The 12434-nt window shown below is 66.7% G+C and carries 9 protein-coding genes; 7 read left to right on the top strand and 2 right to left on the bottom strand.

All coding sequences use genetic code 11. The annotated features are described in order from the left end of the window. The coding region (locus NP3_RS40295; RefSeq protein WP_245721306.1) for a serine/threonine-protein kinase at nucleotides 1–996 on the bottom strand (996 nt) is incomplete at its 3' end. Between the two features lie 1353 nt (nucleotides 997–2349). Between NP3_RS40295 and NP3_RS40290 the strand changes: the two genes are divergently transcribed. From NP3_RS40290 to NP3_RS40260, 7 genes are all read left to right on the top strand, one after another. Then, on the top strand, nucleotides 2350–2859 hold the full coding sequence (locus tag NP3_RS40290) for a hypothetical protein (RefSeq protein WP_063046959.1): 510 nt from the start codon (nucleotides 2350–2352) through the stop codon (nucleotides 2857–2859). Beyond that, the gene (locus NP3_RS40285; protein ID WP_063046958.1) at nucleotides 2859–4235 is read left to right on the top strand and encodes a hypothetical protein; all 1377 of its coding nucleotides are present in this window, start codon (nucleotides 2859–2861) and stop codon (nucleotides 4233–4235) included. Before NP3_RS40290 ends, NP3_RS40285 begins: the two co-directional genes overlap by 1 nt. A gap of 41 nt (nucleotides 4236–4276) precedes the next feature. Next, nucleotides 4277–5611: a vWA domain-containing protein gene (locus NP3_RS40280; protein ID WP_245721305.1), complete on the top strand. Its 1335-nt coding sequence runs from the start codon at nucleotides 4277–4279 to the stop codon at nucleotides 5609–5611. Between the two features lie 13 nt (nucleotides 5612–5624). Next, nucleotides 5625–6743 (top strand): ATP-binding protein, encoded by a 1119-nt coding sequence (locus NP3_RS40275; protein WP_063046956.1) that lies wholly within the window; start codon nucleotides 5625–5627, stop codon nucleotides 6741–6743. Next, nucleotides 6740–9544 carry a DUF5682 family protein gene (locus tag NP3_RS40270; protein WP_157124872.1) on the top strand — a complete coding sequence of 935 codons (2805 nt, stop codon included), beginning with the start codon at nucleotides 6740–6742 and terminating at the stop codon, nucleotides 9542–9544. Before NP3_RS40275 ends, NP3_RS40270 begins: the two co-directional genes overlap by 4 nt. 847 nt (nucleotides 9545–10391) lie before the next feature. Next, nucleotides 10392–10913: a DinB family protein gene (locus NP3_RS40265; protein WP_063046955.1), complete on the top strand. Its 522-nt coding sequence runs from the start codon at nucleotides 10392–10394 to the stop codon at nucleotides 10911–10913. Between the two features lie 185 nt (nucleotides 10914–11098). Continuing rightward, nucleotides 11099–11443, top strand: coding sequence for a hypothetical protein (locus tag NP3_RS40260; RefSeq protein ID WP_063046954.1), 345 nt, complete (start codon nucleotides 11099–11101; stop codon nucleotides 11441–11443). On the opposite strand, the gene NP3_RS40255 is transcribed toward NP3_RS40260, so the two are convergent. Beyond that, on the bottom strand, nucleotides 11382–12287 hold the full coding sequence (locus NP3_RS40255; protein ID WP_063825044.1) for a MerR family transcriptional regulator: 906 nt from the start codon (nucleotides 12285–12287) through the stop codon (nucleotides 11382–11384). The two genes, NP3_RS40260 and NP3_RS40255, sit on opposite strands and share 62 nt — an antisense overlap. Between the last annotated feature and the right edge of the window lie 147 nt (nucleotides 12288–12434).

Raw genomic sequence — 12434 nt, 5'->3', positions numbered from 1 at the left:
GGCCGCGGCGATCCAGAGGCGGCGCGGCCGATGCCTGGGCGCCGAGACGGATCTCGCCTCGGGTGTGGAGGTCGCCCGGGGTGACGGATGCGCCGCCACGGTGGGATCGTATTCGTGTACGGCAAGGGGACTATGGTCTTCGGCGTCGGCGGTAGACGACGCAAGTGCGGCGTGGGCAGCGGCGGCCAGTTCGCCCGCGCTGGCGTAGCGTTCATCGGCCGACTTCGCCATGCCGCGTGCGACGACAGCGTCGATCGCGGCCGGGATTCCCGGCGCGTAGCTGCTCGTCCGGGGTGGAAGTTCGATCATGTGGGCCCGCATGACCGCGGCGTCGCCGCCGTCGGTCGAGTAAGGGCGGGTGCCGGTCAGGCATTCGTGCAACACGCACGCCAAGGCATACACGTCGACAGCCGGGCTGGCCGGGCCCGCTCGGAAACGTTCGGGTGCCATGTAGTTGAACGAGCCGATCGCCGACCCGGTCTGGGTCAGGCGTTCGTCGGTGTTCGTGTTGGCCAGGCCGAAGTCGGCCAGGTAGGCGAACCCGTCGTGGGTGAGCAGGATATTGTCCGGCTTGATGTCACGATGGACCAGGCCGTCGTGGTGTGCGGCGTCGAGTCCGGCTGCGATCTGGCTGATCACCGAGACAGCTTGCTCGGGCGGCAGCGGGCCGTGAGTTTTCAACACGGTGCGGAGGCTATCGCCGTGCACGAGCCGCATATCGATGTAGAGCAGCCCGTCGATCTCGCCGTAGTCGTGGATCGGGATGACGTGGGGCTCCTGCAGCAGCGCGGCGATGTGGGATTCGCGCCGGAACCGGGCCCGATAGACCGGGTCGTCGGCCAGCTGTTCGGGCAGCACCTTCACCGCGACCACCCGGCCCTTGGTGGTGTCGAGTGCCTCGAATACTCGGCCCATCCCCCCGGAACCGATCAGCCGCCGCAGGTGATATTTCCCGAACGTCGACCCTGGCATCAGTGGCGGCCGCAGGTTGGTCACGACTGCCCTGCCTGCGTTGCGGGTAGCCTGCGCGGGTTGGTCAGAATCGAGAATCGGCGCTTGAACATTGTCGACTTACCAGCTGGACGACGACGCGGCCTCGGCCTTTTCAGCGAAGGTGCGACCCCACTGCCACACGATCTATGCCCCTTCACATTGTAGTCCGACGGTATTGGCCAGCGTGCTACGACTGCTCGGGTATCGACAGGCTCTCGTGCCGACACACCCTGCGAGTGCTGGTGCCGCACTGCTGATGGGGGCACTGTCTCGTGCGACGGACTCGACTGGAGGATTTGGTGCGCTGCATGCTGCGCGCAGCGTGCGGTACGCGGCCGAAACTGCGATCGCTCAGGCGTGCGGGCGACCGAAGCACGCTCACAGGAACTCACGTCCGGGCGGATACGGCAACGGCGCCGCCCGATCGTCCTCCGGACGGCACGGTGGCCGGGCCGCCACCGCCCGTGCGTCGGAGTCGAGTGCACGTAGTTCACCGCCTCCGCGACCAGTTCGCGGCCCACCTCGGGGAGAAAGGTGTAGCGCGGTAGGCATCGGCTCGGTCGCGAACATCCGCGACAACGGTGGACGGCATTCGTGAACTCCTGGGCAGCTGTTTCGTGTATCGGCACGCGATGGATGAGGTCTGCCGCTTCGTTGGTAGCAGCCTTGACAAGAATCTTCGGCGTCGGCGCTCGTCCCGAATAGCCACCATAGGTGGCGATCGTTTTCACCCCTGGGGCAACATCTCCCGCCCTGGGTGACGACACATCACTGCTGGTCGGCGCCGATTTCACCGCGGTTGTACAACGGGACGGTCCGCTGCGCGACGCGATTGCGCGCGCCCCGAGTTCCTTGTCGACGGCCCGTCCGCCATGAATGAGACCGACGCAAGGTCCCCGACGGCGACCCACCAAGATCACCGCTTCGGATGTGTGGACCGAGGAGCAGGTGCAGATATTCACCACCGGACAATCGAGGACCGGTTGCGCGTCGTGTACCTGATGTCCGGCAACGGTCTACGCCGCTCGGATGTACGGTTTCGCCGCGAGGATCAGCCTGCCGCAACTGGTCGCTGTCTCGGCCTTTCCCGACTGGGAGCCTTCCTCTACCGTCCCGCAGTCAGTGGACCAGCCGATCGCACGGTCGTTGATGCACTCGCATCGCAATTGCGTTGCGGGGAGCGGGAATAGGACCAGCCCGTGTGCGACGCGCGCTCGGTTCATGGCGGTCGCCGTCGCCGAGGTGGGCCTGGAAGCGACGCGGAAGTGTTCTCCACCAGCCGATTCTGGGTTGGGACGGACTTGTCGGTGCCTTCACATATCTTGGGCGCATCGTGATCGACCGGGAGGGAGAACAATGGCCTCGAATCCGAGTGCCACGCCGGATGAACCGGCTTGGGAAAGCGCTTCTGTCGTACGGGTTTTGCCCGCCGTCGCACCGCGCAAACTGAACAAGGTGCCGTTCGTGGAGCTGGCCGACGGACGCCTCCAGGGCGTGGTGTCGAGTGGCTCCGATATTTCACGCGTGTACGTGGCGTCGGTGACCGCGGGGACGCATGGGCTGAGCTGTAGCACCAATAACAACCGGCCGTGCGGCGGATTGAACCAGGGGTGGGTCTGCAAACATCTGGAAGCACTCATCGAAGAGGCGGTGCTCCAGTACGGGCAGGACCGGGTGGCGCGGTTCCTGCGTGTCGAGGTCCCCGAGGGCGCCCGACTCGCGAACTGCCTCAATGGAACTCGCGACCCGGCTCCGGCCGCCGCGGTGTTCAGCCGGTTCCTGCGGCATCTGACCTACCTGGAACTGCCGGGTAGCGCGACGCCGATTCCGGAACTGCACTGGTTCCCTGCGGGGGTGGGTCGCTGATGCAGGCTGTACAACTAGCCAAGCTGGCGGTTACACCCGACGGCGTCGCGGCGGCCCTGGACGCGGTGAGCGGCTTCGATACCGCGTTGGTCAACGGCTTCGCCCGGGTTTCCGAACCGCAGAGCGCGGCACTGGCGGCGCTGGCCGGAGCGGTGGCGGGTTCGCCACTGGCCGAGGCCGTGGCGGCGGCGGTGTCGAAGGTGAGCACGGGGGCGATCGGCACGGATGAGCTGTCGGCGCTGGCCGCCGCCCGTGCCGCCCTGCTGGGCGCGGTGCACGACGCACTGGTCGACCAGGCCGATACGGCACTGGGCCGCAATCGATCCGAGTGGACGGCCACGCCGGATGCCGCCGCCCCGAGCCCGCTCGCGGCGGGTTCCCGCGCATGGCTGGGCGAACTGGCCATCGCCGGATGGCGCGGCGTGGACCACGACCTGGTGGCGGCCGCCGATCAAACCGTGGAGTCGCTCCTGGCAGACCCCACGCTGCGACGGCTGGCCGTGCTGCTGGACGGCTTCACCGCCGAACTGGGCGCTTGCGCGCCGATCGCCACCATGGACCTGGTGCCCGCGCGACGCTGGGCCGATCTGTGGACGCGCGCCCTGTTGCTGTCTTGGCGCGGCGCGGAATCCGCTGTGACCGAGTCGGTTTCGGGTCGGCTGCTGCCGCTGGGCGTGGACCTGCACGAGCATGGGACCGCCGTACAGGCCCAGGTGCACGGTGTGCTGGAGGTGGCGGGCGCACCGGCCCGTCGGGTGCGGGTATCGGTGGCCGCGGCCAAGGTGGACACCATTGTGGGACCGGCGGTTTGGCAATTGCTGGGTCCGCATCGGCAGTTGCTCACCGCGTTGGCCGAGCAGCGCGCGCTGGAGCTCACCGACATGCCGCTGACGGCGACCGGTGACCTGCTGTGGGACGACGATCGGGCGAAGGCCGGGGAGGCCGCCGATCCGTTCGTCACCGCCACCGTGCAGCTGCCGCAGGCGCAGGCCCCGGCCGTCGCGCCGCTGGACAGCGATCCGGTGCACATCGCCGAACCGGTTCTGCTCGAGGGGTACCGATTCCGTGACGGTGCAATGGAATTGGGCGAGCAGCGGCTGCGAGTGGAACTGGACGCGCTGCCATCCGCTGGTCCGCTCACTCCGGCCGGGGTGACCGGCTCCAGCACGATGATCGGATTGCTGCGCTGGGATACCAGTGGCTGGTCGGTGCGACCGCTGGCCGTGCGGCGCAAGGTCAAGAGCGCACTCACCGCCTTCCACAACGGTGATTGGGCGCTCGGCCCGACCGATCCGAAAGTCGCCAAGGCACAGGCCAAGTCGGGCGATGCCGTGGCGGTGTTGCGTGAACGCGCGGGACGGTTGCTGCGCAAATGACTACAGCATCGCGAAGCGATTCCATGGGAGGTGGCCCTCGGGTGACGGGTGGGCCGAATCATGAGACGCGACGCCAGATCCTGTACTGGCGTCTACTGGCCGGTGTCTTCAGCGGGGATCAGCAACCGACGCTGGAACAGGCGAGCGCGGGCATCGTCGACGATCTGGGGTTGCCGCTGGCAGTGCTCGATCCGGGCATTTCCATCGACAATGTGGCGCAACGCTATCCGGAGATGAAGGCGGAGTTCGAAAGCCTCGACTTCTCCGAGACAGTCGACTCCACAGCCGAGGACGCCGGGAACGACGCCGACGCCGCTTCGCCCCAGCCCGTCGGCGCGGCCGATGTCCGCACCGCCGCACTGGTTTCCAAGCTGCTGCTGAACGTCTTCGCCACCGGCTCCGGTCAGGTCAGCGCCACCCAGCTGGCGGGCTGGCAGTCCGATGCCACTTGGCTGCGCCGCTGCCTGGGTGAGGAGCAGGCCGGCGCCGTACAAGGCGTGCTCACCGGTCTGGAAGGCGAACTGGTGTCCCGCATGCGGCTGCGCGAAGTGCTGGCCGATCCGCACCTGGCCGCCCAGCTCACCCCGAGCATGTCGCTCATCGAACAACTGTTGCGCGACAAACACAATCTGTCCGGCGTGGCCCTGGCCAATGCCAAACGCCTCATCCGCCGCTACATCGACGAGGTCGCCGAAGTCCTGCGCACCCAAGTGCAGCAGACCAGCGTCGGCACCGTCGACCGCTCGGTCCCGCCCAAGCGCATCCTGCGCAACCTGGACGTAGACCGGACCATCTGGAAGAACCTGCCCAACTGGAACCCCCGGGACGAGCGCCTCTACGTCGACCGGCTCTACTACCGGCAGACCGCCAAGCGCACCGTCCCCGCCCGCATGATCGTCGTCGTGGACCAGTCCGGTTCCATGGTCGACTCCATGGTGAACTGCACCATTCTGGCGTCGATCTTCGCGGGCCTGCCCAAGGTGGATGTACATCTCATCGCCTACGACACCCGCGCCCTGGATCTCACCCCGTGGGTGCACGACCCGTTCGAGGTGCTGTTGCGCACCAATCTCGGCGGCGGCAACGACGGCCCGGTCGCCATGGCCATGGCACAGCCCAAGATAACTGATCCGAAAAATACTGTGCTGGTGTGGATTTCAGACTTCTACGAGTTCGACCGCTCCCAGCCGCTGTTCGAGGCCATGGAGACGGTGCACCGCTCCGGGGTGAAGCTCATCCCGGTCGGCTCGGTGAACAGCTCCGGCCACCAGAGCGTCAACCCGTGGTTCCGCGAACGGTTCAAAAACCTTGGCACCCCGGTGATCTCCGGACGCATCCAGAAGCTCGTGCACGAGCTCAAGAACTTTCTCGACTAGGAGACAAGCCATCATGAACGACGTTTTGCGCGCCCCCGCCGAGGTCAAGTACGCCGATGAACTGGATTGGCTGGAGTCCGTCGACGACGGCCCCAAGCCGTTCGCGTGGCGGCTGAGCCCGAAGATGGTGCGGCTGTTCATTCTCGGCTCCGAACGCGCCGACGGACTGGACCGCGAGGTGGAGCAGAAGTGGTTCGGCGACCGCAGCTTCGTCGAGCGCAGCATTGTCACCCTGGCCTCGGACCGGGGTCTGCTGCTCATCGGTGATCCGGGGACCGGCAAGAGCTGGCTGGCCGAGCTGCTGGCCGCGGCCATCAGCCGCAATTCCACACTGGTGGTGCAGGGCACCGCAGGCACCACCGAGGACCACATCAAGTACTCGTGGAACATCTCCATGGTCATCGCCAAGGGGCAGTCGAGGGAGTCGATGATCCCGTCCCCGATCATGACTGCCATGGAGCAGGGCGTAATCGGCCGCTTCGAGGAGCTCACCCGCTCCACCAGCGACGTGCAGGACGCGCTGATTTCCATCCTGTCGGAGAAGTATGTCTCCATCCCCGAGCTCGACGACGACAATGTGGTTTTCGCGCAGCCGGGCTTCTCCATCATCGCCACCGCCAACAGCCGCGACCGGGGTGTGAACGACCTGTCCTCGGCGCTCAAGCGGCGCTTCAACTTCGTACGTATTCCGGTGGTGTCCAACAAGAAGAGCGAGGCGGAGATCGTGCGTTTCCGCACCGCGGAACTGCTGCGCCGCCATTCCCTCGAACTGGAACTGCCGCCCACGCTGCTGGACATCCTGCTGGAGAGCTTCGCCGATCTGCGCGCCGCCGCGGCCGCCGCCACCAGCGACGACGACAAGCTGGAGTCGGCGCTGTCCACCGCCGAGCAGATCGGTGTGCTCGAGGACGCCATACTGCACAGCCAGTTCTTCGGTGCGAAGGAATTGCGCGCTGAGACCCTCGCCGGTTCGCTGGTCGGGTCCCTGGCCCGGCGCACGCCCGAGGACCTGGCCATTCTCAACAAATACCTGCACGGCGTGGTCGAGCCGCGCACCAAGGACAAGAAGGGCAATGCTGCCTGGGGTGAATTCCTGGAGGGCGGCCGGGCGGCGATCGCGAGGCTGTCGTGATCGTCTCCGATACCCGGTCCACGCCGAATACCTTTGCCGCGCTGCGGGATCAGTTGGCGGACGCCGCCGTCGCATTCGCCGGGATGCCGGGGGCGGCGGGCGACATCCTGACAGGCATGGTCGACGATGTCGACCGGGCGCTGTCGGAGCGGCTGGAGATCTTCCCGGTCTGTCACCACTCCCCCGCCTCCGGTCTGGCCATGGTGCGGCGGCTGCGCGAAAAGCAGCCGAGCGTCATCTATCTGGAACTGTGCGAAGATATGCGGCCGCTGCTGGACGAGCTGCGCAACTGCCGGTTGCCGGTCGCCTTGCAGGCCTTCGCTACCGACACCGAGGGCTTCCCGCCCGAATGGGCGCCGCTGTCGGTGGTCGCACCGATCACCGAATCGTCGGCCGAGTACCAGGCCATCGCCTACGCACTCGATACGCCGGGCGTGGAACTGGTGCTGGTGGATCGGTCCACCGACCACGTCTTCCAGTGGGCTCCCGAAGAGGCGAAGTCGGAAACATCCGCTGACGGTGAGCAGCCAGCGGACGACGGCCTGCACGGCGAAGCGGTCGGCATCGAAATCGGCGATCTGCGACCGCGTTTCGCCGAACTGGAAGAACACCTGCTGCACCACGGCAAAGTCCGGCACTGGTCGGAATGGTGGGACCAGTACGTGGAGCAGCCCCTCGTGGACGCCGATTACGACACCTACCGCCAGGTCATGGTGATGATCGGCAGCCTGTTCCGGCGGCTGCGGCGCGGCAGCACCGTCGAGGACGAGGATCGAGAACGGTACATGTGGACTCGCATGCGGGAACACTTGGCCGCCAACGACATCGATCCGGCACAGGTGATGTATGTGTGCGGCGCGGCCCACGCGGCCAGCCCGGTCGAACAGTTCGGGCTGGACTCGGACACACCGTTCGAGATCTCGCCGCGCTCGGCCACCACCTGGCATTACGGGCTGATTCCGTCCAGCCATTCCGCGATCGAGGCGCAGTTCGGTCTGGCCGGCGGTGCGGTGTCGATCGCGGCGGCCACCTGGGCGAAGGGATTGCGGCGCGGCGCCTTGCAGTCGTTCCAGCTGGAAGGCCAGCAGGGGGCGAAGAAGCGCGCCAAGAAACTGCCGCTGCTCCCGACCTCATCGGAAGCTGAAGTGGCGGACCAGCTTTCGGGCTTCCTGTCACGGCCGCCGGTACTGGATCCACTCGATGAGGCCGAACTCCTGGAATGGTCGGTGGATATCGTCCGGCTGGCCCGGCGCAACGGCTACCTGGCCAGCACCGCGGACGCCATCGCCATCTTCGAGACGTCGATCCTGTTGGCGGGCTTGCGCAATCGCGCCCGTCCAACGCCGTACGACTTCCAGGACGCGGCCGTCACCTGTATCGAGAAGGACCGGGTGCCCGGGCGGCGCGATGTGCGGCGGCTGTGCGAAATCCTGCTCGGCGGCGACCGCGTCGGCCAGGTCGGATACTCGGCACTGCCGCCGCTGGCCCGCGATGTGCTCGACCGGCTGGCCCCGCTGGAGCTGGATCTGTCCAAGCGGACGCTGCAGCGCGCGCTCCTGGATCTGAAGGCGAATCCGGAACTGCGGCAGTGCTCTGATCTGCTGTGGCTGCTGCGCAGGTTGCTGCCGCAGGACGCGCTGCGCCCCATCATGGGTTCGCGCGGACTGGGTGAGACCTCCATTCAGGAGAGCTGGGATATCGGGCTCGGCAAATATCAGCGGTCCCTGGTGGAGCTCGGCTACGAGGGTGTGTCGGTGGAGCAGGTGCTCGAGCAGCGCCTGCGTCGCGCGGTCACGGCACCGGACGCGACCGCGGCCGGAGCACTGGGCGCTGTCGAGGACGCGCTCGTGTACCTGCGATCGGTCCGGCTCGCCGACGAGCTCGGAAATCGCGCGGTGGAACTCCTCGCCGCCGAACGAACAGTGGACGACGCACCCGTCGTGCTGCGGCGAATCCGGGCGCTGCTCAACTACTTCCGCTCCACCGAGGACGGCTTGCCGCCGTGGTGCGAACGGTTCGTGACGGCCGGGTACGCGCACTACTGCACCCTGCTGCCAACCGCCTTCGCCGCCGAGGAGACCGGACCGGCGCAGGTGGCGGCCATGCTGGGCTTCCTGTTCGGGATGGAGAACCTGGCGCTGTCGCTGGGCTGCGATCACACCCAGCTGGAATTGGCGGTGCTGCAATCGCATCCGGAGGCACCGGCCAAGGTGGCCCTGCTGTGGGCAGCGCGGTTCCAGCTCGGCCTGCTGACCATGGCCGAGCTGCGCGAGCGGTGCGACGCGATGCTGGCCAATCCGCTGGTGCTGCCGACGGTTCCGCAGTATGTGAGCGGTTTCGTGCAGGCCATCGACCCGGCTCCGGCATTGAAACCCTTTGTAGTGGAGCTATTGTCGAAGGCCTTCGGCAGGCTACCGGACGCGGTGCTGCTGCCGTGGCTGCCGAAGCTCATCACCACCCTGAAGGACCAGGCGGGCGACCTGATCCCAGGACTGGTCCGGGAAGCGGGCCGCACCTTCCCCGGCGCACTGCCCGCGGTGGACACCTTCGTGCCGCCCTGGTCGGTCGAATTCACCACGGCCGCAACGCCGGTGGCGGCCGCACCGCGCGGGCCGGTCACCGAACTACTGGCCGCCCACCCCGCCGCCTGCGACGCGCTCGCCGGACTGCTCGGCATCGAGGGCTGCTGGCAGGAGGCCGGACCTGCCGGAAACCGCGAGGTAACCGGTTTGCTCGACCGGTTCCCCGCACCCGCCGCCGCACTGGCGGTGCAGCTCGGCGTGTCAGCCGCACCTAGCTGACGCGAGCCCGGCTGGTTCGTTCCCGAAATGGGGCCGGGTGGCCGCCGGACCGGCCCGGCCAGCCGCCGTGGAGCATTACGACCATCAGCAATCCGACCGGCTCGACACCGACGGAGCCGCACCGCCCGTCGGGGGACGACCTGCTCGGCCTGCTCCGGCATCTCACCTTCGTCGAGCGCTCGATGTCGGGTAACCAACTGGCAGGCGACGTTCCAGGCCGCACCGTGGCGGACGTGGTCGCCAGCTAGCGCGAGGCGGTCGAACGGATTGTGGAACATGTCAACCTTCTTGCTCTGCCAGTCCGGCCGTTGTCAGGGTGAGGTGTCGAGTCAAGATGTCGGGGGTCGCGGGCCAGCGCTGCCTCTTCGAGTCGGCGATGCTCGTCGGTGCCGTCCCGGTCAGGTTGCGGTGCGTCGACCAGCGGCGGGCCAGCTGGCTCGTGTGGATAAGTGTCCAGTCCGAACCAGACACCCGCACAACGTCTTTCCGTGCCGCGTTCCGGTCGTTCGGGCCAGTACTGCCGTGGCAAGCCGCAGCTGCCGCCTGCGTCCACCCTCAGGATAGAATTCGAGCAACGTCTGCGCGCGATGCAACAGGCCGGCGACATCCTCGACTCCCGCGACGCGCAGATCTTGCGACTCGAGGCCGACAACCATTCCGGACCCGGCCCTTGCCAGAATCGCCGCCCAGCACGAAATCCAGCGACTCCGCACCGCCGCATCCCTCGACTCCGACCTGCCACCTCCCCCGCAGAAGGTCATCGGTACACGCTGAAGGAGGCGGCAAAAGAACGAAACCACAAGTACGACAGGCAAATCCAACCCCAACCAACAGAATCGAGCCGACAATGGCATGGTCGATACCACGAATCACCACCGGCACTGAACGCCGCTTGCTCGAGAGCATGCTCGACCGCAACCGAGCCGAATTGATCAACACAGTGCGCGGCCTGTCCGACGAAGAAGCCCGCCGCCGCCTCGTCGCGTCGATGACCACCCCGATCGGACTACTCGAGCACGCCGCAGTCGCCGAACGGATCTGGTTCCAGCACGTCCTGGCGGGCCTGCCCAATAGCGAATGCGACGGCGGCACGACGCCGGGCGACGCCAGTTTCGTCGTCGACGACAACGAGACCCTCGCCGACGTGATCGCCGAATTCGAGCGCGCCAGCGACCGTTCCCGTGTGATCGCCGCCGAATTCGACCTCGACGACATCAGGACACACCCCCGTGCCGGCGGCGTCAGCCTCCGATTCATCTATCTGCTCGCGATCGAGGACTTCGCACGTCACGCCGGTCACGGCGACATCCTCCGCGAGCAGATCGAACATCCCGCCCCGCCGAGCACCGATACCCGAGAACAGCACTAGCCGGGCATCCCCTCAACCCGGTCGCTGTCGGCCAGTTTATGCCCCGGGCAGGTGTTCCTCGCCCACTTCGAGCGATCCGCGCATCAGTCATACTGTTTACAGCCTTTGTCTCCCAACATATTTGACAAACGCTCGAGCAGGTTCGGCCGGTGTGGTCCGCCGGGCGGCGGCCGAGAAGGGAAATCATGGGATTGCCAAGCAAATTCGGTAAGGCCGCCGGTGCGGGCATCACGGCGCTCGCACTGCTCGCACTGCTCGCGCTGCTGCCCGGTACCGCACAGGCGGCCATTGGGCGGGCCTCCTACGTCACTGTGGCGGGAAAGATCTTGTCGATCGAACGGCCGGACAGCGGCGCCTGTATCCAATTGCAGGATGCCACAGTGCGTTTCGAGAACGGCACCAGCGACCGGGCCTACCTGTTCGCCGATTCCGCGTGCGGTGCGGGATCCGAGATCGAGGGTGTCGATCTCATCTGGAAAGCTCCGGCCGGTGTGCAGGCCCTGTCCGTGCGCTTCCAACCAACCGGGTAGCCCGCGACATCGGCGCCGGAGCTATCGATCGGGTGAGAAAGACCGGCCACGCAAGTTCAGTACGCCATCGGTCGCTGTCGGTGATGTCGCGCTGGTCGACGATGTGGTACTCCCGGATGGGGCCCGGCACACCTAGCGTGTGCTGTGTGACGGAGACCGCGAGGGCACCGTAGGTGCGGTCGACTCCCGTCGGTGATCCGATATGGCTCATCACCGCCAGCTCGGCAGCCGGAACGACCGTCGGATGCACTCTGCCCAGGGACCGCACCTGGCCGGTGCACGGCACGAATATCGTCGGCTCGCCACGGTGGTCCGTGAACACCTCGTCGGAGTAGATCCCGCCGGCTGGACCCGTCGGCGGAAGCTGCTCCGCGGCGAGGGTGGCGTAGAGCTCGCCGAGTGCGCCCTGCATCCACACGGGCCCGTCCTCGGCGGCGACGATCTCGGTGATGGCGGCAGCCGTAACCGCAGGAACGGAGCGCAACTCGACGGAGGAGTCGGCCGGCGCGGAATCGGTCAGCAGGTCACGTAGCTGGTTGACGGCATGCTGGGTACGTCCCAGTTGTTCCTCTAGGCGATTCAGGTGCGCCACGATCCGTGTATTGCGTGCCTGCGGATCGGCCGTCGCGAGCACCGCCCGAATCTCATCCAAGGGCATGTCCAAGTCGTGTAGGCGCCGCACCACTTGCGCCGCCGCCACCTGCTCGATGGTGTATCTGCGATAACCGGTGTGCATATCGACATCGACGGGCACAAGCAGCCCGATCCGGTGATAGTGACGCAGCGTCCTGACAGTCAGATGCGTGGCACGGGAGAAATCGCCGATCGACATGTACGCAGCCATTGCTCCATTCTGGGTCCTCCCCTTAGGGGAGGGTTTTCGCCGAGTTCACGGGTGGACTGTCCCGCTGCGATAGGGCCCAAGGTGATGGCAATGCGGCCCGCCGTGGGCCGGAAAGCTCCTACGACAAGAAACACCGAAATGCCCTGT

Source organism: Nocardia pseudovaccinii NBRC 100343 (genome assembly GCF_001613225.1).
Taxonomy (GTDB): Bacteria; Actinomycetota; Actinomycetes; order Mycobacteriales; family Mycobacteriaceae; genus Nocardia; species Nocardia pseudovaccinii.
Note: the sequence above shows the minus strand (reverse complement) of the source record. Positions and strands in the feature narration are given on the sequence as shown.

What these genes read in the sequence shown, in the direction of transcription:
- NP3_RS40290 (WP_063046959.1), top strand. Translation starts at nt 2,350, where the DNA reads ATGGCCTCGAATCCGAGTGCCACGCCGGATGAACCGGCTTGGGAAAGC.
- NP3_RS40285 (WP_063046958.1), top strand. Translation starts at nt 2,859, where the DNA reads ATGCAGGCTGTACAACTAGCCAAGCTGGCGGTTACACCCGACGGCGTC.
- NP3_RS40275 (WP_063046956.1), top strand. Translation starts at nt 5,625, where the DNA reads ATGAACGACGTTTTGCGCGCCCCCGCCGAGGTCAAGTACGCCGATGAA.
- NP3_RS40265 (WP_063046955.1), top strand. Translation starts at nt 10,392, where the DNA reads ATGGCATGGTCGATACCACGAATCACCACCGGCACTGAACGCCGCTTG.
- NP3_RS40260 (WP_063046954.1), top strand. Translation starts at nt 11,099, where the DNA reads ATGGGATTGCCAAGCAAATTCGGTAAGGCCGCCGGTGCGGGCATCACG.
- NP3_RS40255 (WP_063825044.1), bottom strand. Translation starts at nt 12,287, where the DNA reads ATGGCTGCGTACATGTCGATCGGCGATTTCTCCCGTGCCACGCATCTG.